Below are 22,867 nucleotides of genomic sequence, written 5' to 3'. Positions count from 1 at the left end.
CCGCCTGTACCGGCCTCTTCGCGGGCTTGCCCGCTCCCACAGGGGCTGCACAGCCTCAAGGCCTGCGGGGGTACCTGTGGGAGCGGGCAAGCCCGCGAAGAGGCCGGTACAGGCGGCCAACAATCAGCGCGAAGCCGCCACGATCAGCGCCTTCATCTCGGCCACAGCAGCCTTGAAGCCGACAAACAAGGCATGCGCCACCAGCGCATGGCCAATGTTCAGCTCATTGATACCCTTGATCGCCGCCACCGCCTCGACGTTGTGGTAGTGCAGCCCGTGACCCGCATTGACGATCAGCCCATGCCCCACGCCAAACGCCACACCCTCGACGATCCGCTGGAGCTCTTCAGCCACTTCGGTGGGGGTTTCGGCATCGGCATAACGGCCGGTGTGAAGCTCGATGGCCGGTGCGCCAACCCGACGCGAGGCCTCGATCTGCCGTTCGTCGGCGTCGATGAACAGCGACACCTCGGCACCGGTACGCGCCAGCCGTTCGACTGCAGCCTTGATCCGCGCTTCCTGCCCTGCCACATCCAGGCCACCTTCAGTGGTCAGTTCCTGACGGGTTTCGGGTACCAGGCAGATGTGCGCCGGGCGAATTTTCTCGGCAAAGGCCATCATCTCTTCGGTGACGCCCATCTCGAAGTTCATGCGGGTCTGCAGCACATCCTTGAGCAGCACAACGTCACGCTCCTGGATGTGCCGGCGGTCTTCACGCAGGTGCACGGTGATGCCATCGGCGCCTGCTTCCTCGGCGTCCAGGGCAGCCTTGACCGGGTCAGGGTAGCGCGTGCCACGGGCCTGGCGCAGGGTCGCCACGTGGTCGATGTTTACGCCAAGAAGCATGCGGTTGCTGTGAGTCACGAAAGGCTCTCCTGAAGATTGAGCCCAACAGCATACGTCCTGATCAGCGCTTGCGAAACAGTTCCCGGCTGACCAGCGGTTTTGCCCCCAGGTGAACTGCCAGTGCCTGGCGCATCAGCCGCTTTGCAGCGAGCAAGGCGCCGGGTGCGTCCCAGTCGGCTTCAGCCAGGGCCAGCAACTCGATCCCACGAAACAGGCCGGGCTGCAACAGCTCGACCCGCTCCAGGCCGGCATCCACGCGCAGGCGATACAGGCCGTCGGCGGCGATCGGCTGGTCGTTGACGTCTTGGCGCAATGAAAACGCATACCCGAGCTCATCAAGCAGCCGCCATTCGAACGAACGCAGCAGAGGTTCCAGCGGGCGGCCTTCAGCCAGGGCCTGCAAGGTCAGGGTGTAGTGCTCGAAAATGGCCGGAAACGGTGCTTCGGCGGGCAGCAGCCGCATCAGCAACTCATTCAGGTACAACCCGCTGAACAGCGCATCGCCATGCAGCCAGGCGGCGATGCCGTTGCTGTCCATGCGGCCGACATTCTTCAGCTCGCCGCGCCCCCGCAGCTCTAGCTCCAGGAGGACGAACGGCCGCACCAGGCTACCGCCCTTACCCCGCGCGCGACGCAGCACGGCGCGCATGCGGCCCTGCGGGGTGAAAAAGTCCACCAGCGCGCTGGTTTCCTTATAGGCACGGCTGTGCAGCACGTAGGCTGGCTGGCCGACAGGTTGTTCCATTAAAAATCACTCGCGCCGAGGGTTGCGCTGGCCCTTGTGGGAGCGGCCTTGTGTCGCGAAAAGGGCCGCAAAGCGGCCCCAGATTTTTAGCTTCGCAGCATAAGTCGCCGGGGCTGCTGCGCAGCCCTATCGCGACAAAAGGCCGCCCCTACAGGGACCAGCGCGCGGCTTACAGGTCGCCGTAGCCCAGCGAACGCAGGGCGCGCTCGTCGTCGGACCAGCCGCCCTTTACCTTGACCCACAGGTTGAGCATGACCTTGGAATCGAACAGCACTTCCATGTCCTTGCGCGCCTCGGAACCGATGCGCTTGATGCGCTCACCCTTGTCACCAATGATGATTTTTTTCTGGCCATCGCGTTCAACCAGGATCAACGCGTGAATGTGCAGCACATGGCCCTGCTGCTTGAACTCTTCGATCTCCACGGTGATCTGGTACGGCAACTCCGCACCCAACTGGCGCATGATCTTCTCGCGCACCAGTTCGGCGGCCAGGAAGCGGCTGCTACGGTCGGTGATCTGGTCTTCGGGGAAGAAATGATCGTTCTCGGGCAGGTGCTTGGCGATCTGTGCTTCCAGCGCCTCGAGATTGTGCCCCTGCTGTGCGGAAATCGGCATCACCTCGGCGTTCGGCAGCTGCTCTTGCAGCCACTGCAGGTGCGGGATCAGCTCGGCTTTCTCTTCCATACGGTCGGTCTTGTTGACCGCGATGATCAGCGGGCCGGTCACATATTGCACGCGCTCCAGCACCAGTTGGTCCTCGTCGGTCCACTTGGTACGGTCGACCACGAAGATCACCACGTCGACGTCCTTGAGGGCCGCCGAGGCATTGCGGTTCATGTAACGGTTCAGGGCCTTGTCGTTGGCCTTGTGCATACCGGGGGTATCGACGTAGATGGCCTGCACATCACCTTCGGTCTTGATGCCGAGCATGTTGTGGCGGGTGGTCTGCGGCTTTCGCGAAGTAATCGCCAGCTTCTGGCCCAGGATGTGGTTGAGCAGGGTCGACTTGCCGACGTTGGGACGGCCAACAATGGCTACGTAGCCGCAGCGGGTCGGGTTGCTATCAGTCATTGCCATTCTCCACGCCCAGGGCGATCAGTGCAGACGCGGCGGCGACTTGCTCGGCAATACGCCGGCTAACGCCTTGACCACGGCTCTTGTTGTTCAGCAGTACCACTTCGCATTCGACGAAGAAGGTCCGGCAGTGTGGTTCACCCTGGATATCCACGACTTCGTAACGCGGCAGCTCACAGCTGCGCGACTGCAGGAACTCTTGCAGGCGGGTTTTCGGATCTTTATTGGTGTCGACCAGTGTCAGGCCTTCAAACTCATCGGCCAGCCAGGCCAGAATGCGCTCCCGGGCGGTGTCCATGTCAGCGTCCAGGTAGATGGCACCAATCAGTGCCTCCAGGGCGTCGGCCAGGATCGACTCGCGGCGAAAGCCGCCGCTCTTGAGTTCTCCGGAACCCAGGCGCAGGTAATCGCCCAGATCAAAACCACGGGCCAGACGGGCCAGGGTCTCCCCCTTGACCAACCGCGCACGCAGCCGCGACAACTGGCCTTCGCGAGCCTGCGGAAAACGCTCGAACAGCGCTTCGCCGGCAACGAAGTTGAGAATGGCGTCACCGAGGAACTCCAGGCGCTCATTGTTGCGCCCGGCGTAACTGCGATGGGTCAGTGCCAGGAGCATCTGGTCCTGGTTCTTGAAGGTGTAACCGAGCTTTCGCTCCAGACCGGCAAGGGAAGCACTCATGCGGCCACCCGATCGTTGTTCAACGCGTTGTTCAAATCAACATCCTGAAAGACTGTTTGGCTGTGGTCCGCCGATTGATGTGTGGCGAATCTCCCGATCCCTGAGAACACAGCCTATGTCAGAAATGCATTCGGCGCTGTCTGCTGGACAGCGCCGATGGGTATCAATGGATCAGGCCAACCCGCGACAGGTTGGGCAAGTGGCTGAGTTTGGGCTCTGGCCAGCTCATCCACACCGCGAAGGCCTTGCCGACAATGTTCCGGTCCGGAACCATGCCGTGCAGTTCCTTGGGAATGTTCGGGTCATCCCAGAAACGGCTATCGTTGGAGTTGTCGCGGTTGTCGCCCATCATGAAGTAATGGCCCGCAGGCACGGTCCACTGCTGGTCCGGCGGCATGCGATAACGGCTCATTTCCTTGCGGATCAGGTGTTCGGCCGCGCCGAGCTTTTCCTTGTACAGCTGAGCACTGCCCAGGGTACCCGGCTCGCTGCCCACCAGTTGTTCGGCAACGGGCTGGCCGTTGACGAACAGCCGCTTGTCGTTGGTGTAGCGGACTACGTCGCCCGGCAGGCCAACCACACGCTTGATGTAGTTGACATTCGGGTCGCTCGGGTAGCGGAACACCATCACATCCCCGCGTTGCGGGTCACCGACCTCGATGACCTTCTTGTCGATCACCGGCAGGCGAATGCCGTACGAGAATTTGTTCACCAGGATGAAGTCGCCCACTTCCAGGGTCGGTTTCATCGATCCCGAAGGGATCTGGAACGGCTCGACCAGGAACGAACGCAGCACCAGCACGATGAACAGCACCGGGAAGAACGACTTGCCGTACTCGACCAGCAACGGCTCCTTGTTCAGCCGTTCGACCACCGCCATCTCAGGCTGGCTGACGCTGCCCTGATAGTTGGCGATTGCCGCACGCCGGCGCGGGGCCAGGAACAGCAGGTCGATCAAGCCCAGCAGACCGCAGATGAAGACGGCGATGACTAGCAACAGCGGGAAATTTAGCGACATAGGACCTAGCTATCCAACCTGAGCACGGCGAGGAAGGCTTCTTGTGGAATTTCCACATTGCCCACCTGTTTCATGCGTTTCTTACCGGCCTTCTGCTTCTCCAGCAGCTTCTTCTTACGGCTGACGTCACCGCCGTAGCACTTGGCCAGTACGTTCTTTCTGAGCGCCTTGACGGTTGTCCGCGCAATGATCTGGCCGCCAATGGCTGCCTGGATCGCTACGTCGAACATCTGCCGAGGGATCAGTTCCTTCATCTTCTCGGTCAACGCACGGCCTTTGTAGGCCGCGTTGTCGCGGTGCACGATCAATGCCAGGGCATCGACCTTGTCGCCATTGATCAGTACGTCCAGCTTGACCAGGTTGGCCGACTGGTAGCGATCGAAATGATAATCCAGCGAAGCATAGCCGCGGCTGGTGGATTTGAGGCGGTCGAAGAAATCGAGCACCACTTCGTTCATCGGCATGTCGTAACGCACCTGCACCTGGCTGCCGAGGAACTGCATGTCGCGCTGTACGCCACGCTTCTCGATGCACAGGGTGATGACGTTGCCCAGGTGCTCCTGCGGAACCAGGATGGTCGCGGTGACGATCGGCTCGCGGAAGTCGGCTACAGCCGAGACGTCCGGCAGCTTGGACGGGTTGTCGACGACGATGGTTTCGCCGGTTTTCAACTCCAGCTCATAGATCACGCTGGGTGCGGTGGTGATCAGGTCCAGGTCGTATTCGCGCTCCAGGCGCTCCTGGATGATCTCCATGTGCAACATGCCCAGGAAACCGCAACGGAAGCCAAAGCCCAGCGCGTCGGAGCTTTCCGGCATGTACTGCAGCGAGGAGTCGTTCAGGGTCAGCTTCTGCAGAGCGTCGCGGAAATCCTCGAAGTCGTCGGAGCTGACCGGGAACAGGCCAGCGTAGACCTGCGGCTGAATCTTCTTGAAGCCTGGCAACACCTCGACCTCAGGGGTCGAGGACAGGGTCAGGGTGTCGCCAACCGGGGCACCGTGGATGTCCTTGATGCTGGCGATGATGAAGCCTACTTCGCCGGCTTTCAGATCAGCGGTCTGGGTGTGCTTCGGGGTGAAGACACCGACGCTGTCGACCAGGTGCACCTTGCCGGTGGACTTGACCAGGATCTTGTCGCCTTTCTTGACGCGGCCCTGGCGCACACGCACCAGCGAGACCACACCCAGGTAATTGTCGAACCAGGAGTCGATGATCAGCGCTTGCAGCGGTGCATCGATCTCACCTTCTGGCGCGGGGATGGTGTGCACGAGGCGCTCGAGCACCTCGTCAACGCCCATACCGCTCTTGGCGCTGCAGGCCACGGCGTCGGTGGCATCAATACCGATGATCTTCTCGATCTCGTCCTTGACGCGGTCCGGGTCGGCCTGGGGCAGGTCCATTTTGTTCAGGACCGGCATGACCTCCAGGCCCTGCTCGATGGCGGTGTAGCAGTTGGCTACGGACTGGGCCTCCACGCCCTGACCGGCGTCAACCACCAGCAGTGCCCCTTCACAGGCCGCCAGCGAACGCGAAACTTCGTAGGTGAAGTCGACGTGGCCGGGGGTATCGATGAAGTTCAGCTGGTAGGTCTTGCCGTCCTGCGCCTTGTAGTGAAGGGTGACGCTGTGGGCCTTGATGGTGATACCGCGCTCACGCTCCAGGTCCATGGAATCGAGCACCTGGGCTTCCATCTCGCGCGCCGACAGGCCACCGCACATCTGGATGAAACGGTCAGCCAGCGTCGACTTGCCATGGTCGATGTGGGCGATGATGGAGAAATTGCGGATATGACTCAAATCACTCACGGGTCAACACTCGAAAAGGCTGCGAGCCGGACGCCCGCCGAAAAATAGCCGGGAATTGTACCTTAAGCTGCTGGGTTATGGGAGATTCCTCTGTCCGACTGTACACAGCAATCATTCCGGCAATTGTGAAGATTCATGAAAAAGGGCAGCCGAAGCTGCCCTTTCGCCTAGCGAAACCGCTTATTCAGCAAGCTTGAAGGTGATGAAGCTGGCGCGGCCCTGACGCAGCACGCGCATCGACACAGAACGGTTCTTCGGCAGTTCCTTGGCGATTTCGGTGAATTCCTTCGCCGAACCGATAGCCTGGTTGTTCAGATGGCTGATGACATCACCCGGGCGCAAGCCGATCATGGCTGCCGGGCCATCCTGCACTTCCTTGATGACCACGCCACCTTTGAGCTCCAGAGATTTTTTCTGCTCGGCGGTCAGGTCGGCGACCGATACACCCAGGCGGTTGCTGCTGCGCTCGGCGCCACCTTCGGTGCCAGCGCCAATCTCAACGTCGTCATCCGGCAGTGCGCCGACGCTGATGTCCAGGTTCTGGCGCTTGCCATTGCGGATGATTTCCAGCTTGGCCTTCTCGCCATCCTTGAGGCTGCCAACCAGGTGCGGCAGATCGGCCGACATGACGATTGGCTGGCCGTTCATGCTGAGGATCACGTCGCCCACCTGCAGGCCGCCTTTGGCTGCCGGGCCGTTTTCCAGCACCTGGGCCACCAGGGCGCCCGCCGGCTTGTCCAGGCCAAACGATTCAGCCAGGTCCTTGTTGACCTCCTGAATCACTACGCCCAGCCAGCCGCGGCTGACCTTGCCGTCTTTCTTCAGCTGGTTGGAGACATCAATCGCCACGTCAATCGGGATGGCGAACGACAGCCCCATGAAACCGCCAGAACGGGTGAAGATCTGCGAGTTGATCCCCACCACTTCGCCTTTCATGTTGAACAGGGGGCCGCCGGAGTTACCCGGGTTGATGGCCACGTCGGTCTGGATGAACGGTACGTAGGTGTCATTGGGCAGGGTCCGGCCCTTGGCGCTGACGATACCTTTGGTCACCGAATGGTCGAAGCCGAACGGCGAACCGATGGCCAGTACCCACTCGCCCACCTTGAGCTTCTCGGAGTCACCCAATTTCACCGTTGGCAAATTCTTGCCATCGACCTTCAGCAGCGCCACGTCAGTACGCGGGTCGGTACCCACCAGCTTGGCCTGGAGCTCGCTACGGTCCGACAGGCGGACGATGATCTCGTCGGCATCGGCCACCACATGGTTATTGGTGAGCACGTAGCCATCACTGGAGATGATGAAACCCGAGCCCAGCGACTGCGCCTCGCGCTGGCGGTCGCCGCGCGGCGAGCGCGGCTGCTGGGGCATGTTGCGCTCGAAGAACTCGCGGAACATCGGCGGCAGGCCTTCCAGGTCCGGCATCTGGCCTGCGGCGATTCGGCGGTCAGGCAGCTTCTGCTTGGTACTGATGTTGACCACCGCCGGCGAAGCCTGCTCCACCAGGGTGGTGAAGTCCGGCAGGGCTTCCTCGGCCTGGGCGGTGAGGACTTGGCCGAGCATCAGCACAGCAGCGAACATCATTAGGTAGGATTTCAAGCGTGGTATTGACATACGACTCCCGTCACAACGAGCGGTAGTTTGGAAAGACCCCTGCACAACGCAGAAAGGCCAGGCTCTTCAAAGCCTGACCTATAGAAAATTTGCCGATGGATTGCAAATGACAATGCTTTAATTTCATTTCAGCCGTATACCCGCCCACCTTGGCTCGGCACGCAAAAGCGCGCCATTACTGGCGCGCCTGGGCATCCTGGGGGCGCATCGACAGGGCAACGCGCTCTGCCGTACCCAGCGGAATTTCGCCAACCACGGTCACCATCACCTTGCCCTTGGGTGTATTCAGGCGACGCGAGACTGCCGAGGTCGGGCCTAACTGGGTGCGCATGTCGGTGCCGCCATCATCGCTCACTTGCTCGATGAACACCGAAAAACGCGCCAGGCCGTCGTCATACATCAAGCTGCTGACCGAACTGTTGCGCTTGGGATCACGGCGTACCGAGCTGTTGACCAGCTCGAAACCGGGTGGCAGCCAGTCCGAACGCCAACCCGCGACGGTATCATTGCTGCCGGCCGCCACATGTTGCACCGGCTTGCAGCCAGCACCTGGGCGCAGGTCTGCGTCGCTGGGGACATCATCGGTATCGAGACGGGTCATCTGGAAGCGTTCCAGCAACTGCCCCTTGTCGTTGAGCATCAACGAACGCAGCGGCAAACCCGAGTGACGGTCCAGATGCAATTCGAATGCATAGCGATGCTGGTCGCGTGGCGAGAGCGTAATGATCACGGCATCGCGCCCGGCGACCCGTGACTTGCCTGCCACACTCAAATCGTACCAGCCCATCAGTTTCAGCGGATCAAGCACACGCGGCGCGGTATCCGGCGGCGCCGTGACACCGCTGGCCAAGGCCCCGCTGACGCACTCCACCTTACCATCCACGCGCACGATTTCCTGGGCGGCGCCATCAAGCTGCAACAGCCGCTCGCTGACCTTGCCGTTGTCGACCCTGTGCCAGATGTCGTGGGAGGAGAAACTGCCGTTGCGTTCGTAGACGAACGACCCTTGATAGCTCTGTTTTTGCTCGGCCTGTGCCAGCTTGTTCAACCACTCACTCGCCTCAGGCGAAGAATTGGCCGCCAATGCTGGCACCGTCATGCAGCTGCCAATCAGCAGCGACAGGAGAGGTAGCGCGCGCATGATCCTCCTTACTTAACGGTTTTCCAGGCTGGCGGCGCGGGCATACGGCAATGCGGTTTCAGTGCCCTTGAGCGCAGATTCCTGGGCATGCTGGCGCAGGTAGCCTGGCAGACGCTGATCCCAGCCGGCCTGGTTCTGCAGCACGCCATTGGCCATCGGCCCGGTCGGTTGCTCACTGCTCTCACTATAGCCTGCCAAAACGGCCGGGCCTTGCGCTTGTGGCACACTCAGGCCCTGCTGGACAGGCTGCTGGGCAGCAAGCTGTGCACCCGTGATCTCATCCTGGTTGTACATACGCACACCCGCCAGCACCGCCACGGTAACCGAGGCGGCAACCGCCAGGCGGCCAATGCTGCGCCAAGGGCCTTTCTTGACCTTGGCTGGCACGGCTTCGTCGGCCAGCGCAGCGGACACCGCCGAGGCGATATCCAGGTTAGGCAGCAGCAGCTCCTTGTGCATGGCTGCTCGGGCAACCTGGTAACGCGACCAGGTGGCACGGGTTTCGGCGTCGTCGACGGCGTTCAACACCCGACGCAGTTCCAGTTCATCCGCTTCGTTATCCATCACCGCGGACAGCGATTCCTGCAAAGCTTCACGACTCATGGCGGTTCCTCTCTTGGCGCTGTCGCCGCTGTCTCAGGTTTCCTGCAACAACGGCTGCAGGGCTTTATCTATGGCCTCCCGAGCGCGGAAGATTCGAGAGCGCACGGTACCCACCGGACATTGCATGACACTGGCAATGTCTTCATAACTCAGCCCATCGAACTCGCGCAGCGTCAATGCCGTACGCAGGTCTTCGGGCAGTTGCTGGATGGTGCGATGGACAGTGCCTTCGATTTCATCCCGCAACAACGAGCGCTCTGGGGACTCGAGATCCTTGAGACCATGATCGCCGTCGTAAAACTCCGCATCCTCGGAGCTCACATCACTGTCTGGCGGCCGTCTTCCACGGGACACCAGGTAATTCTTCGCCGTGTTGATGGCGATGCGGTACAGCCACGTATAAAACGCACTGTCGCCGCGGAAGTTGCCAAGCGCACGGTAGGCCTTGATGAAGGCTTCCTGTGCTACATCCTGGGCCTCGTGGGTATCGTGTACAAACCGCACGATCAACCCGAGAATCTTGTGCTGATACTTCAACACCAACAGATCGAAAGCTCGCCTGTCGCCGCGCTGAACGCGCTCGACAAGCTGCTGATCCTCTTCCTGGGTTAGCATGAACACTCCTCAGTGAACTCGAAGGAGCGTTGCATCAGCCATCGCTCAGGCTTGCAAACATAGACTCGGGCTTTGCGCAAAAGTTCTCCCCTCCAAGCAAGTTTCCTGCAGCCCTTGGTCGGCTTGCACGGAAGACGCGGCGCGGTCACGGCCGGCTACGTCGATAATCAGGTTTCAAATACGCAGGGGTAAAGCCCGGAAAGGCCTGCCGCCCTGCGTCGCCGCGGCAAATTGTGGCGTACGGGCAGCCTTCATAGGATTTCCGGCCATGTCGGAAAGTTCCCACAAAGGTCGTCGCAACCTGGCAGGTGGCATGGAAATTGGCCACCCGGGGCTGCTATAAAGGCATCCCGGCCACGTTTAACGATAGTTTCACAATGCCATCCGCGCGTGACCATTGTGCCGTGCCCCTCCCAAAGATTACTAGTGTCCCGACATGAGCCAACAATTCCAACATGATGTCCTGGTGATCGGCAGCGGTGCCGCCGGTCTCAGCCTGGCACTTAACCTCCCCAGCCACCTTCGCGTTGCCGTATTGAGCAAGGGCGACCTGTCCAACGGCTCGACCTTCTGGGCCCAGGGCGGCGTCGCTGCAGTGCTGGACAACACCGATACTGTGCAGTCGCATGTCGAGGACACCCTCAATGCCGGCGGCGGGCTGTGCCATGAAGACGCCGTGCGCTTTACCGTCGAGCACAGCCGCGAAGCGATCCAGTGGCTGATCGAACAAGGCGTGCCCTTCACCCGCGATGAGCACTACAGCGTCGACGATGGCGGTTTCGAGTTCCACCTCACCCGTGAAGGGGGCCATAGCCACCGGCGCATCATCCATGCCGCCGACGCTACCGGCGCGGCAATTTTCACCACGCTGCTGGAACAGGCTCGCCAGCGCCCGAACATCCAGCTGCTGGAACAGCGGGTGGCGGTCGACCTGATCACTGAACGCCGCCTGGGCCTGCCCGGCGAACGCTGCCTGGGCGCCTACGTGCTCGACCGCAACACCGGCGAGGTGGACACTTTCGGCGCGCGCTTCACCGTGCTGGCCACGGGCGGTGCGGCCAAGGTCTACCTCTATACCAGCAACCCCGATGGTGCCTGCGGCGACGGTATCGCCATGGCTTGGCGGGCCGGCTGCCGAGTGGCGAACCTGGAATTCAACCAGTTCCACCCGACCTGCCTGTATCACCCGCAGGCCAAGAGTTTCCTGATCACCGAAGCCCTGCGCGGCGAGGGCGCCCTGCTGCGCCTGCCCAACGGCGAACGTTTCATGCCACGCTTCGACCCACGCGAAGAGCTGGCCCCACGGGACATCGTGGCCCGCGCCATCGACCACGAGATGAAGCGCCTGGGCGTGGACTGCGTATACCTGGACATCACTCACAAGCCAGCAGATTTCATCAAGAGCCACTTCCCCACCGTGTACGAGCGCTGCCTGGCCTTTGGCATCGATATCACCCGTCAGCCGATCCCGGTGGTGCCTGCGGCGCATTACACCTGCGGCGGGGTGATGGTCGACGACTGCGGCCACACCGATGTGCCTGGCTTGTATGCCATCGGCGAAACCAGTTTCACCGGCCTGCACGGCGCCAACCGCATGGCCAGCAACTCGCTGCTGGAATGTTTCGTATACGGTCGCGCCGCCGCTGCCGACATCCAGGCGCACCTGGGGCAAGTGGCCATGCCCAAGGCCCTGCCCGGCTGGGACGCCAGCCAGGTGACCGACTCGGACGAGGACGTGATCATTGCGCACAACTGGGACGAACTGCGGCGCTTCATGTGGGACTACGTCGGCATCGTGCGCACCAGCAAGCGCCTGCAGCGGGCCCAGCACCGCATTCGCCTGCTGCTGGATGAAATCGACGAGTTCTACAGCAACTACAAGGTCAGCCGTGACCTGATCGAGCTGCGCAACCTGGCGCAAGTGGCCGAGCTGATGATCCTGTCCGCCATGCAGCGCAAGGAAAGCCGTGGGTTGCATTACACACTGGATTATCCAGGGATGCTGGACGAGGCCAAGGACACCATCCTTAGCCCGCTCTGATAGCGGCGTCGCGGCCTTCGCGGGCTCGCCCGCTCCCACAGGGGTTTAACTGCCTTGCAGTTTTGCGCAGTACCTGTGAGAGCGGGCGAGCCTGCGAAGAAACTGACCCGGTGCTGATCTATGCCCGGCTCACCGCAGCCCAGCGCCGCCGGCTGAACTTCAACCGCACCCGCAATCGCCGATGCTCATCCGGCCCCAGCGCATCCCGCGGTACGCACTGGCTCTGCCCCAACCACCGCCCCGCCCGCTCAAAGCGCAACACCACCAGCCCAGGCAACGCCACACTATCCCGACACAAGCGCACTGACTGCCACCCACAAGCACGGCTGAACACCTGCCAGCCCCGCACATCACGGCGCAGGCCGACAACAGCATGCTCATGGGTCAACAGAATACGTCGGGGAATGGCCCAGCCAGCGTGGGCCGTACAGGCGGCGACAACAGAAAAGGCCAGCCACCCGGGCAGCGGGCTCGCCCACACGGCAAGCCACGCCAGTACCTGACAAGCCAGGTAGGCCGTCAGCAGCAGGCGCGAGCCTTGCCAACGGCACTCGAAACACTCACTTGGGCTGGACACGGTCCAGAATGATGCGGACCATACGCTGCAGTTCCGGGTCTTCGGACTCGGTGCGCTCCATGAACCAGCCGAACATGTCCTGATCCTCGCAGCTCAAGAGACGCACGTACAGTTCACGGTCGGTCTCATTGAGGGTGGGGTAGACTTCCTGGGTGAAAGGCACCAGCAGTACGTCCAGTTCCAGCATGCCGCGGCGGCTGTGCCAGAAAAGCCGGTTGAGTTCAGTTTGTTCGACCATGGGGCCCTCCTCGAATGGGCCGCCAGTATACAGCCCGGCGCGCGAAGCGACACCGGGCGTTGGTCTAGTCACCTACCTATTTTGTTACCGGCGTTCTATGATGGCCGCCAGTCTTTAGCCACCGCGATGACCCATGGCCGATTCCGCTTTCTTCTGCCCCCTGTCCCACGAGGGCATCCTCGCCGTCCGCGGCTCCGATGCAGGCAAGTTCCTGCAAGGCCAGCTGACCTGCAACATCAACTACCTCAGCCAGGAACACGCCAGCCTCGGCGCCCGCTGCATGGTCAAGGGGCGCATGCAGTCGAGCTTCCGCATAGTGCCCGAGGGCAACGGCTACTTGCTGGCCATGGCCAGCGAACTGCTCGACGCGCAACTGGCCGACCTGAAAAAGTACGCCGTATTCTCCAAGGCCACGCTGACCGACGAAAGCACCGCATGGGCACGCTTCGGCCTGCAAGATGGCGACACCGCGCTGCAGGCGCTGGGGCTTGTCGTGCCCGCAGCCGCCGGTAGCACCGTGCGCCATGACGGGCTGATCGCGATCGCCGTGTCCGCCGGCCGGGTTGAGCTGTGGGTGCCGGCGGCTGACGCCGAGCCTGTACGCCAGGCCCTCGCCGCAGCGCTGCCCGAAGGCACGCTCAACGACTGGCTGCTGGGCCAGATTCGCGCAGGTATCGGCCAGGTCATGGGCCCGACCCGTGAACTGTTCATCCCGCAGATGATCAACCTGCAGGCCGTCGACGGCGTCAGTTTCAAGAAAGGCTGCTACACCGGCCAGGAAATCGTCGCCCGCATGCAGTACCTGGGCAAACTCAAGCGCCGCCAGTACCGCCTGGCTCTGGACCAGCAGGCCATTCCGGCCCCGGGCGCCGAGATCTTCTCGCCCACCCATGGGTCGTCGGTCGGTGAAGTGGTCATTGCTGCCGGCAACGGCGCCGGCTGCGAACTGCTCGCAGTGCTGAGCGCCGAGGCGGTGGAAGACGGCAACCTGCACCTGGGCAGCCTCGAAGGCCCGCGCCTGCAGGTGCTGACCCTGCCTTACGAACTGGACCGCGACCGGGAAATCCAGCGCTGACCAGCCTGCCCCACCCCTGTGGCGGGGCCGCACCACCACTGCGGTAGACATGCCCATGAACAAGCTGGCCGAGTTGGTTCAAGCACAATTGCTCGACGCCATCGAAAAGGATGACCTGGTCCTGCCAACCCTGCCCGAGGTTGCCTTGAGCATCCGCGAAGCAGCGGAAGACAACGAGATCAGCGTAGCGGCCCTGAGCAAGGTGATCGGCCGCGACGCGGCCCTTTCAGCGCGCCTGATCAAGGTCGTCAACAGCCCACTGCTGCGTGCTGCGGTCGAGGTGACCGACCTGCATACCGCCATCACGCGGCTAGGCATCAACTACAGCTGCAACCTGGCCATCGGCCTGGTGATCGAGCAGATTTTCCATGCCCGCTCGCCGGCAGTCGAGCAGAAACTGCGCGATATCTGGGCCAGTAGCCTGGAAGTGGCGGGCATCAGCTACGAAATCTGCCGTCGCTTTACACCTCTGAAGCCTGACCAGGCCACCTTGGGTGGGCTGGTCAACCAGATTGGCGCGCTGCCGGTACTCATCTATGCCGAAGAGCACAACGAACTGTTGTCCGACCCGGTTTGCCTGCATTACGTGATCGAGCAACTCCAGCCGGTGCTGGGGGACAAGATCCTCAAGGCCTGGGAGTTTCCGGAGCAGTTGGTCAACCTGCCGAGCCAGGTTCATGACCTGGACCGCCAGACTGACAAGATTGATTACATCGACATTGTGCAGATCGCCCGCTGCATCAGTCAGCGCGGGCGCCACCGGCCATTGGCTGCGCTGCCGGCTTACCGCCATCTGGGGCTGCCGTTTGGCACCGAGCTGGAGGTCGATGAACTGCTAGAGGCGCGGAGCATGTTGCGCTGAGCTGTAACAGCCTGCCAGGGCCCTTTCGCAGGTGAGCCCGCGAAAGGGTCGACACAGGCAAACCCTCAATCCGCAATAAAACTCACCCGCACCCGCAACCCGCCCTTCTCGCCATCATGCAGGCTCACCTGCGCCAGGTGCGCCCGACAGATCTCGCCAACGATCGCCAGCCCTAATCCACTGCCCTGCGCACTTCGCCGGTAGAACCGCTCGAACACCCGTTCGCGCTCGGCCTCGGGAATACCTGGCCCATCGTCTTCCACTTCCAGCACCGCCGGCGCCATTACCCGCAAAATCACATTGCCACCCGCTGGTGTATGCGCCAAGGCATTGTCCACCAGGTTGCTCAACAACTCATTGAGCAACGTCGGCTCCCCCTTCAGCCATACCGGCGCCTCGGCCTCCAGCGCCAGCGACACCCCGCGCTTGTGCGCCAATGGCGCCATGGCCATGCCCAGTTCACGGGCCAGCTGGCTCAAATCCAGACGCTGCGCACCGCCCTCGGCAATGGCCCGTGCGCCATTCTCGACCCGCGCCAACGACAGTAGCTGGTTGGCCAGGTGGGTCAGCCTGTCGGTGCCCTGGGCTGCAGACTCCAAGGTCTGCCGCCACTCCTGTGGCTCGGCCGAGCGCAAGCCCAACTCGACACGTGCCTTCAACGCCGCCAGCGGCGTTCGCAGTTCGTGGGCCGCGTCGGCAATGAACTGCGCCTGGCGCTCGAACTGGCCACGCAAGCGCTCGGTAAAGTGGTTCAAGGCGCGCACCAGCGGGCCCAGCTCGCGCTGTACCTGCACCACCGGCAACGCTCGCAAGTCGTCCGGCTGACGTTCCTCCACCGCTGTGCGCAGGCGCTCCAACGGCCGCAACGCGGCACTCACGGCAAACCACACCATCACCAACGCCCCCAGTGCCAGCATGCCCAGGCGCAGCAGGGTATCGGCCATCAACCCTCGGGCCATACGCACCCGCGCTTCCTCGGTTTCGGCTACGCGGATTTCTGCCATGCCGTTCATGTTCGGCTCGCTGACCGGCTTCAGCAGGCTGACCACACGAACGTCCTGGCCCAGGTAAGTGGCATTGTAGAACCGTGCCAATGCCGGATAGTCGTCGGTGCGCGGCGTGCCAGGCGGCGGTGGCGGCAGGTTCTCGTAGCCAGAAATCAGCCTTTGCTGGATATCCAGCACCTGATAGTAAATGCGCCCCGCACTGTCATAGGCGAACGTGTCCAGCGCCACGTAAGGCACATCCGCGCTCAACGAACCATCGCGCTGCGACAGGCCCGCGGCGATGGTTCTCGCCGAAGCCAGCAGGGTGCGGTCGTAGGCGGTGTCGGCGGCCTCGCGGCCATTCCAGTAAGCGCTAAGGCCGCTGGCCAGCATCAGCACCACCAGCAACAGCGCCAAATTACCCAGCAAGCGCCCGCGCAGGCTGCCGTTGTCACGCATCGCGGTGCTCAAGCAAATAACCCAGACCACGGAACGTGACGATGGCTACGGAGTGCCCGTCGAGCTTCTTGCGCAGGCGGTGAATGTAGATTTCGATGGCGTCAGGGCTGGCTTCTTCGTCCAGGCCAAACACCTGGGCAGCCAGCTGCTCCTTGCTCATCACCCGGCCCGGGCGAGCGATCAGCGCTTGCAGCACACTCTGCTCGCGGGAGGTCAGCGTCAGGTTGTCATCACCGAGGGTGAAGCGCCGGGTGTCCAGGTCATACACCAGCGGCCCACAACGTTGCTGGCGCTCGCCACCGAGCACACTGCGGCGCAGCAAGGCCTTGACCCGCGCTTCCAGCTCGGTCAGCTCAAACGGCTTGGCCAGATAATCGTCGGCGCCCAGGTTCAGGCCATGGACCCGGTCCTTGACGTCGCTGCGCGCAGTCAGCATCAACACTGGCAAGGTTTTGCCACGGCCTCGCAAGCGCGCCAGTACCTCAAAGCCGTCCATGCGCGGCAGGCCGACATCCAGCACGGCCACGGCGTATTCCTCACTGGCCAGCGCCAAGTCGGCAGCCACGCCGTCATGCAGCACATCTACGGTCAGGCCATGGCTTTTCAAGGCCAGGGCCACGCTTTCGGCCAGTTGCAGGTGGTCTTCGACCAGTAGCACACGCATCGGATTCTCCCGGCTCGGGTGGGGCGGTGGCGCGGAGTGTACCGCTGTCACCACGCCTGTGAAGCCCCTCGTGACAAACCTTTCACGCTGAAAGGTTAGCGAAAGGTTCGTTGCCTAGCATCGCACCACGGTCGCCCTTCGCGCCGAAAAAAGCACCAGCAAGGTGCAACGAATAAGAACAATAAACGGAGTCATCGACGATGCTGTCATTGCAGCCGCAGGCGTTCGCGCCTACCCGTTCCTTTGCCGCACGCCCCTCAGCCATCGCCAGCGCCCTCGCGCTTGCCGGTGTCGCCCCGATGAGCCAGGCCGCCTTCTTCGAAGACAGCACGGCCACCTTCGAAACCCGCAACATGTACTTCAACCGCGACTTCCGCGACGGCACCAGCGCGCAGCAATCCAAGCGCGATGAATGGGCCCAGGGCTTCATCCTCAATTTCGAGTCTGGCTACACCGATGGCACCGTGGGCTTTGGCCTGGACGCATTGGGCATGCTCGGCATCAAGCTCGACTCCAGCCCCGACCGTACCGACAGCGGCCTGCTGCCGACCCACGATGACGGCAAGGCTGCCGACGAATACTCCAAGCTGGGCCTGACCGGCAAGGTGAAGATCTCCCAGACTGAACTCAAGATCGGCACCCTGATCCCCGAACTGCCGACCCTGCAGCCCAACGACGGGCGTATCCTGCCGCAAACCTTCGAGGGCGGCCTGCTCACCTCCAAAGAGATCAAGGGCCTGACCTTCACCGGTGGCCGCCTGGACAAGGCCAAGGACCGCAACGACACCAACTGGGAAGACCTGGCGCTGAACAACAAGAACGGCCGCTTCGGTGGCAGCTTCAGCGCTGACAACCTGGCCCTGGGCGGGCTCGACTACCAGTTCACCGACCGCATCACCGGCAGCTACCACTTCGCCCAGCTCGACGATATTTACCGCCAGCACTTCATCGGCATGGTCGCCACCCAGCCATGGGGCCCGGGCACCTTGGGTGCCGACCTGCGCCTTGCCATCAGCGACGACGCCGGTGCAGCCAAGGCCGGCAACATCGACAACACCACCGTCAACGGCATGCTCAGCTATGCCCTGGGCGGGCACAAGGTCAGCGCCGCCTGGCAGCAGCTGTCTGGCGAAAGTGCCTTCCCGTATGTGGATGGCGCCGACCCGTACCTGGTCAACTTCGTCCAGATCAACGACTTCGCCGGTGCCGACGAACGCTCCTGGCAGGCGCGCTACGACTACAACTTCGCCGCGCTCGGCGTACCGGGCCTGACCTTCATGACCCGTTACATCAGCGGTGACAACGTCAGCCGTGCTGCCGGTGGCGAAGGCAAAGAGTGGGAACGCAACACCGAACTGAAGTACGTGGTACAAAGCGGCCCGTTGAAGAACGTCGCCGTGCGCCTGCGCAACGCCACCTTCCGCTCCAACTTCGCCCGTGACGCGGATGAAGTGAGGCTGTTGGTCAGCTACAGCGTGGCGCTGTGGTAACCCCATAGCGGTAATCCAATAACAACAACGCTCACGGAGATCGACGATGACCTTTTCACTGCGCCGCCTCGTCCTCGCTACCGGCTGCCTGCTGTTGGCCGGCAACGCCCTCGCTGCAGAACCGAAACGCCCCGAATGCATCGCACCCGCCTCCCCTGGCGGTGGCTTCGACCTGACCTGCAAGCTGGTGCAAAGCGCACTGGTACAAGAAAAAATCCTCAGCAAGCCGATGCGCGTCACCTACATGCCCGGCGGTGTCGGCGCGGTCGCGTACAACGCCGTGGTCGCCCAGCGCCCGGCAGACGCCGGCACGCTGGTGGCCTGGTCCAGTGGCTCACTGCTTAACCTGGCTCAGGGCAAATTCGGCCGCTTCGACGAAAACGCAGTGAAATGGCTGGCTGCCGTCGGCACCAGCTACGGTGCCATCGCGGTGAAGAGCGACTCGCCCTACAAGACACTTGATGACCTGGTCGCAGCGCTGAAGAAAGACCCGAGCAAGGTCGTGATCGGTTCCGGCGGTACCGTCGGCAGCCAGGACTGGATGCAGACCGCGTTGATCGCCAAGGCCGCAGGCATAAACCCGCGCGACCTGCGCTACGTGGCCCTGGAGGGCGGCGGCGAAATCGCCACGGCATTGCTGGGCGGCCATATCCAGGTCGGTTCTACCGACATTTCCGACTCCATGCCGCACATCCAGAGCGGCAACATGCGCATCCTCGCGGTGTTCTCTGAAAACCGCCTGGACGAGCCGGAAATGAAAGACATCCCTACTGCCAAGGAGCAGGGCTACGACATCGTCTGGCCGGTGGTGCGCGGTTTCTACCTGGGGCCAAAAGTGAGCGACGAGGACTACGCCTGGTGGAAGGCCTCGTTCGACAAGATGCTGGCCTCCGAGGACTTCGCCAAGCTGCGAGACCAGCGCGAGCTGTTCCCGTTCGCCATGACCGGCGAAGAGCTGGACGGCTATGTGAAGAAGCAAGTGGCTGACTACAAGGCACTGGCCAAGGAATTCGGCCTGATCCAGTAAGCCTGTCGAACTCACCACCACCCCTGTGGGAGCGGCCTTGTGTCGCGATCGGGCGCGAAGCGGCCCCTGGCACAGCCGATACGATGCTTCGGACAGATCGCATCGGCAGGTTTAGCGGCCGCTTCGCGCCCGATCGCGACGCAAGGCCGCTCCCACAGGATGTGCATCTCACTTGAGCAATCCCAACGAGGATTCCCCAATGATCCTTCAACGCATTTTCGCCCTGGCTCTGCTAGTGGTGTGTGCCGCCCTGGCCGTGATGGCCTGGCCCTATCAGGCTGCATTTTCCTATGAACCGGTGGGCCCGCGCGCTTACCCGTTGTTAGTGCTAGGCCTGATGGGGCTGGGCCTGCTGTACCTGTTGTTCCGCCCAACGCCCATCGTGCGCAAGGATGACGAACCGGAACTGGACCGCGAGACCCTGATCAAGATCACCGCCTGTGTCGGCCTGCTGATCGTCTTCGCCGCCACTTTTGAAGCGCTCGGCTTCATCCTCAGCGCCATCCTGGTCGGCCTGCCCATGGCTCGGCTGTACGGTGGCCGCTGGCTGCAAAGCGCCATTGTGGTGGCCGGCATGAGCATTTTCCTCTACTGGCTGTTCGACCGTGTGATGGACGTGCCACTGCCCCTTGGCCTGCTGAGCGTACTGGAGAACTGACATGGATACCTTGAGCTACCTGGGCCAGGGCTTCGGCATTGCCCTGTCCCCTTACAACCTGGTCACCGCCCTCTCCGGCACCTTGATCGGCACCGTGGTCGGCCTGCTGCCGGGCCTGGGCCCGATCAATGGCGTGGCCCTGCTGATCCCCATCGCCTTTGCCCTCGGCCTGCCGCCGGAATCGGCGCTGATCCTGCTGGCGGCGGTGTACCTGGGCTGCGAATATGGCGGGCGTATCAGCTCGATCCTGCTGAACATCCCGGGCGAAGCCTCGACCGTGATGACAACCCTGGACGGCTACCCAATGGCTCGCCAAGGACTGGCAGGCGTCGCGCTGTCGCTGTCGGCCTGGAGTTCGTTCATCGGCGCCTTCATTGCCACCTGCGGCATGGTGCTGTTCGCCCCGCTGCTGGCGAAATGGGCCATCGCCTTCGGCCCGGCGGAGTACTTTGTGCTGATGGTGTTCGCCATCGTCGCGCTGGGTGGCATGGCCGGTGACAAACCACTGAAAACCTTCATTGCCGCTCTCATCGGCCTGTTCCTGTCGGCGGTCGGCATCGACGCCAACAGCGGCGTGTACCGCTTCACCGGTGACAGCGTGCACCTGGCCGACGGCATTCAGTTCGTGGTCCTCGTGCTGGGCCTGTTCTCCATCAGCGAAATCCTCCTGCTGCTGGAAAAGACCCACCATGGCCACCAGGCGGTCAAGGCTACCGGCCGCATGCTGTTCAACTTCAAGGAAGCGGCCTCGGTGTTCCTGGTCAACATCCGTTGCGGCCTGCTCGGTTTCATCATGGGTGTTCTACCCGGTGCCGGCGCAACGCTGGCCAGCGCCGTGGCCTACATGACCGAGAAACGCATGGCCGGGGAAAGCGGCAAGTTCGGCAAAGGCGATGCCCGTGGCCTGGCAGCGCCGGAAACGGCCATTGGTGCGTCCTGCTGTGGCGCCCTGGTCCCGATGCTGACCCTGGGCGTACCGGGCTCTGGCACCACAGCTGTGATGATCGGCGCCCTGACCCTGTACAACATCACCCCTGGCCCACTGCTGTTCGAACAGCAGCCAGATATTGTCTGGGGCCTGATCGCCTCGCTGTTCGTCGCCAACATCATGCTGGTGATCCTCAACATCCCGATGATCCGCATCTTCACCCGCATCCTCGCCGTGCCAAACTGGGCGCTGGTGCCGGTGATCGCCATCATCACCGCGATCGGTGTGTACGCCGTGCATGCCACCACCTTCGACCTGTTCCTCATGGTCGGTATCGGCATCATGGGCTACATCCTGCGCAAGCTGGACTTCCCTCTGTCGCCGATTCTGCTGGGCTTCATCCTCGGCGGGCTGATGGAGCAAAACCTGCGTCGGGCGCTGTCGATCTCCAACGGTGAACTGGGCATCCTCTGGTCCAGCCCGATCAGCATGGGCGTCTGGGCGCTGGTAGTGCTGATGCTCGCCCTGCCGCTGCTGCGCATCTGGCGCAAACGCAGCCTGCAGCGCCGGGCCCTGGCCGATGCCTGATCGGTCGTTGCCATTGTTCGTCGCGACCGGGCTGGTCGGCCTTGCTGGCGGTTTTGCCGCCAGCAAGGTCGGCTGGCCTTTGCCATGGATGGTCGGCTCATTGCTGGCGATCATCCTGGTGCGCTGCCTGACGCGTTGGCAGCTGTCGGAAATCCCCAACGGCCGCAAGTGTGGGCAGTGGATCATCGGCATCGGTATTGGCCTGCACTTCACCCCCGCGGTGATCGATCAAGTGGCCAGCCATTTCGCGCTGATCTGCTTCGGTGCGTTGTTCACCACCCTGTCCAGCGTGATCAGCGTATGGCTGCTGCGGCGAACCGGCGAAGACCGCGCCACCGCGTTCTTCGCCAGCATGCCTGGCGGTTCGGGCGAGATGGTCAACCTTGGGGCGCGCAATGGCGCGGTGCTCAGCCAGGTGGCGGCAGCGCAAAGCTTGCGTGTGCTGGCAGTGGTGCTGTGCGTGCCGGCGCTGTTCAAGTTTCTGCTGGGTGACGGGGTACCACTGAACCACACCGGTAGCGTGAGCTGGGGCTGGCTGGCGTTGATTGCGCCCTTGGGCGTTGCCGTTGCCTTGCTCTGGCAGCGCTTGCGCCAGCCCAACCCATGGCTGTTCGGGCCATTGCTGGTCGCGGCTACGGTCAGCCTGGCCGGCAACCTGCAGATCGCCCTGCCCAACGGCGCCAGCCAGATCGGCCAGTGGCTCATCGGCAGTGGCCTGGCCTGCCACTTCAACCGCGCGTTCTTCCGCCGCGCACCGTCGTTCCTGGGACGCACCTTGATGGCCACGGCGTTGTGCATGGCGATTGCCGCCAGTGCCGCGTGGGTGCTGAGCATGATGACTGCACTGGACTTGCGTTCGCTGACACTGGGGATGATGCCTGGCGGGATCGCCGAAATGAGCCTCACGGCCGAAACGTTGCAATTGTCAGTGCCGCTGGTGACCGCGCTGCAGGTGATGCGCCTGATCCTGGTGTTGTTTCTTGCAGAACCGCTTTTCCGGTGGTGGGACAACAGGTATTCAAGCGGCAAGCCCCCTGAAGATAGATAGTTACCACTTGCCCAATGCCCGGATGAATAGAGTCGGATTGCTGCCCTGATCGCCAGCAAACCCACACTTCCCGGCATTCAAGAGG

The 22,867-nt window shown here is 62.5% G+C and carries 22 protein-coding genes; 8 read left to right on the top strand and 14 right to left on the bottom strand.

The window, feature by feature from the left end; all coding sequences use genetic code 11:
* Nucleotides 1-123: 123 nt before the first annotated feature.
* The 10 genes from pdxJ to rpoE all read right to left on the bottom strand — a co-directional run bounded on the left by pdxJ (nucleotide 124) and on the right by rpoE (nucleotide 10,141).
* Nucleotides 124-846, bottom strand: a complete 723-nt coding sequence (pdxJ, locus tag V6093_RS22945; protein ID WP_012053601.1) for a pyridoxine 5'-phosphate synthase — start codon at nucleotides 844-846, stop codon at nucleotides 124-126.
* Nucleotides 847-907: 61 nt separating this feature from the next.
* The gene (gene recO / locus V6093_RS22940) at nucleotides 908-1,591 is read right to left on the bottom strand and encodes a DNA repair protein RecO (RefSeq protein WP_019752453.1); all 684 of its coding nucleotides are present in this window, start codon (nucleotides 1,589-1,591) and stop codon (nucleotides 908-910) included.
* A gap of 169 nt (nucleotides 1,592-1,760) precedes the next feature.
* Nucleotides 1,761-2,663 carry a GTPase Era gene (era, locus tag V6093_RS22935; RefSeq protein WP_003252061.1) on the bottom strand — a complete coding sequence of 301 codons (903 nt, stop codon included), beginning with the start codon at nucleotides 2,661-2,663 and terminating at the stop codon, nucleotides 1,761-1,763.
* Nucleotides 2,656-3,345 (bottom strand): ribonuclease III, encoded by a 690-nt coding sequence (gene rnc / locus V6093_RS22930; RefSeq protein ID WP_003252059.1) that lies wholly within the window; start codon nucleotides 3,343-3,345, stop codon nucleotides 2,656-2,658. The genes era and rnc overlap by 8 nt, the downstream gene beginning before the upstream one ends.
* A gap of 163 nt (nucleotides 3,346-3,508) precedes the next feature.
* A complete protein-coding gene (gene lepB, locus V6093_RS22925; protein WP_003252057.1) occupies nucleotides 3,509-4,363 on the bottom strand; it encodes a signal peptidase I in 855 nt (284 codons plus the stop codon).
* Nucleotides 4,364-4,368: 5 nt separating this feature from the next.
* Entirely contained in the window at nucleotides 4,369-6,168 is a 1,800-nt protein-coding gene (lepA, locus tag V6093_RS22920) for a translation elongation factor 4 (RefSeq protein WP_010952535.1), read from the bottom strand.
* Nucleotides 6,169-6,348: 180 nt separating this feature from the next.
* Entirely contained in the window at nucleotides 6,349-7,752 is a 1,404-nt protein-coding gene (locus V6093_RS22915; RefSeq protein WP_370626972.1) for a DegQ family serine endoprotease, read from the bottom strand.
* Between the two features lie 205 nt (nucleotides 7,753-7,957).
* The gene (locus V6093_RS22910; protein WP_047604457.1) at nucleotides 7,958-8,923 is read right to left on the bottom strand and encodes a MucB/RseB C-terminal domain-containing protein; all 966 of its coding nucleotides are present in this window, start codon (nucleotides 8,921-8,923) and stop codon (nucleotides 7,958-7,960) included.
* A 12-nt stretch (nucleotides 8,924-8,935) separates the two neighbouring features.
* Nucleotides 8,936-9,526 carry a sigma-E factor negative regulatory protein gene (locus tag V6093_RS22905; RefSeq protein WP_047604456.1) on the bottom strand — a complete coding sequence of 197 codons (591 nt, stop codon included), beginning with the start codon at nucleotides 9,524-9,526 and terminating at the stop codon, nucleotides 8,936-8,938.
* Nucleotides 9,527-9,559: 33 nt separating this feature from the next.
* Nucleotides 9,560-10,141: an RNA polymerase sigma factor RpoE gene (gene rpoE, locus V6093_RS22900; protein WP_003252049.1), complete on the bottom strand. Its 582-nt coding sequence runs from the start codon at nucleotides 10,139-10,141 to the stop codon at nucleotides 9,560-9,562.
* Between the two features lie 436 nt (nucleotides 10,142-10,577).
* Between rpoE and nadB the strand changes: the two genes are divergently transcribed.
* A complete protein-coding gene (gene nadB, locus V6093_RS22895) occupies nucleotides 10,578-12,182 on the top strand; it encodes an L-aspartate oxidase (RefSeq protein ID WP_004575167.1) in 1,605 nt (534 codons plus the stop codon).
* 118 nt (nucleotides 12,183-12,300) lie between these two features.
* Here nadB and V6093_RS22890 read toward each other — a convergent pair whose 3' ends face one another.
* Both V6093_RS22890 and V6093_RS22885 read right to left on the bottom strand, forming a co-directional pair.
* A complete protein-coding gene (locus tag V6093_RS22890) occupies nucleotides 12,301-12,759 on the bottom strand; it encodes a protein YgfX (protein WP_054888635.1) in 459 nt (152 codons plus the stop codon).
* Nucleotides 12,743-12,997, bottom strand: a complete 255-nt coding sequence (locus V6093_RS22885; RefSeq protein ID WP_003252043.1) for a succinate dehydrogenase assembly factor 2 — start codon at nucleotides 12,995-12,997, stop codon at nucleotides 12,743-12,745. Before V6093_RS22885 ends, V6093_RS22890 begins: the two co-directional genes overlap by 17 nt.
* 133 nt (nucleotides 12,998-13,130) lie before the next feature.
* On the opposite strand from V6093_RS22885, the gene V6093_RS22880 reads away from it, so the two are divergent.
* Together V6093_RS22880 and V6093_RS22875 are read left to right on the top strand one after the other, a co-directional pair.
* Complete coding sequence (locus V6093_RS22880; RefSeq protein WP_004575166.1) at nucleotides 13,131-14,072, top strand: folate-binding protein YgfZ; 942 nt, start codon at nucleotides 13,131-13,133, stop codon at nucleotides 14,070-14,072.
* 55 nt (nucleotides 14,073-14,127) lie between these two features.
* Nucleotides 14,128-14,934, top strand: a complete 807-nt coding sequence (locus tag V6093_RS22875; protein WP_004575165.1) for an HDOD domain-containing protein — start codon at nucleotides 14,128-14,130, stop codon at nucleotides 14,932-14,934.
* Nucleotides 14,935-14,999: 65 nt separating this feature from the next.
* Here V6093_RS22875 and V6093_RS22870 read toward each other — a convergent pair whose 3' ends face one another.
* The gene (locus V6093_RS22870) at nucleotides 15,000-16,379 is read right to left on the bottom strand and encodes a sensor histidine kinase (RefSeq protein ID WP_003252031.1); all 1,380 of its coding nucleotides are present in this window, start codon (nucleotides 16,377-16,379) and stop codon (nucleotides 15,000-15,002) included.
* A complete protein-coding gene (locus V6093_RS22865; RefSeq protein ID WP_047604453.1) occupies nucleotides 16,372-17,043 on the bottom strand; it encodes a response regulator in 672 nt (223 codons plus the stop codon). Before V6093_RS22865 ends, V6093_RS22870 begins: the two co-directional genes overlap by 8 nt.
* Nucleotides 17,044-17,243: 200 nt before the next feature.
* Here V6093_RS22865 and V6093_RS22860 point away from each other — a divergent pair, with 200 nt between their 5' ends.
* The 5 genes from V6093_RS22860 to V6093_RS22840 all read left to right on the top strand — a co-directional run bounded on the left by V6093_RS22860 (nucleotide 17,244) and on the right by V6093_RS22840 (nucleotide 22,782).
* Nucleotides 17,244-18,533, top strand: a complete 1,290-nt coding sequence (locus V6093_RS22860; protein ID WP_003252026.1) for an OprD family porin — start codon at nucleotides 17,244-17,246, stop codon at nucleotides 18,531-18,533.
* A gap of 46 nt (nucleotides 18,534-18,579) precedes the next feature.
* A complete protein-coding gene (locus V6093_RS22855; protein WP_003252023.1) occupies nucleotides 18,580-19,560 on the top strand; it encodes a tripartite tricarboxylate transporter substrate binding protein in 981 nt (326 codons plus the stop codon).
* Between the two features lie 199 nt (nucleotides 19,561-19,759).
* On the top strand, nucleotides 19,760-20,218 hold the full coding sequence (locus V6093_RS22850) for a tripartite tricarboxylate transporter TctB family protein (protein ID WP_014859157.1): 459 nt from the start codon (nucleotides 19,760-19,762) through the stop codon (nucleotides 20,216-20,218).
* A gap of 1 nt (nucleotide 20,219) precedes the next feature.
* Nucleotides 20,220-21,734 carry a tripartite tricarboxylate transporter permease gene (locus V6093_RS22845; protein ID WP_003252019.1) on the top strand — a complete coding sequence of 505 codons (1,515 nt, stop codon included), beginning with the start codon at nucleotides 20,220-20,222 and terminating at the stop codon, nucleotides 21,732-21,734.
* Nucleotides 21,727-22,782 (top strand): AbrB family transcriptional regulator, encoded by a 1,056-nt coding sequence (locus V6093_RS22840; protein ID WP_121784022.1) that lies wholly within the window; start codon nucleotides 21,727-21,729, stop codon nucleotides 22,780-22,782. The genes V6093_RS22845 and V6093_RS22840 overlap by 8 nt, the downstream gene beginning before the upstream one ends.
* The last annotated feature ends 85 nt before the right edge of the window (nucleotides 22,783-22,867 follow it).

This window comes from Pseudomonas putida group bacterium ESBL64 (genome assembly GCF_045277175.1).
In the GTDB taxonomy this organism is placed as follows: domain Bacteria; phylum Pseudomonadota; class Gammaproteobacteria; order Pseudomonadales; family Pseudomonadaceae; genus Aquipseudomonas; species Aquipseudomonas alloputida.
Note: the sequence above shows the minus strand (reverse complement) of the source record. Positions and strands in the feature narration are given on the sequence as shown.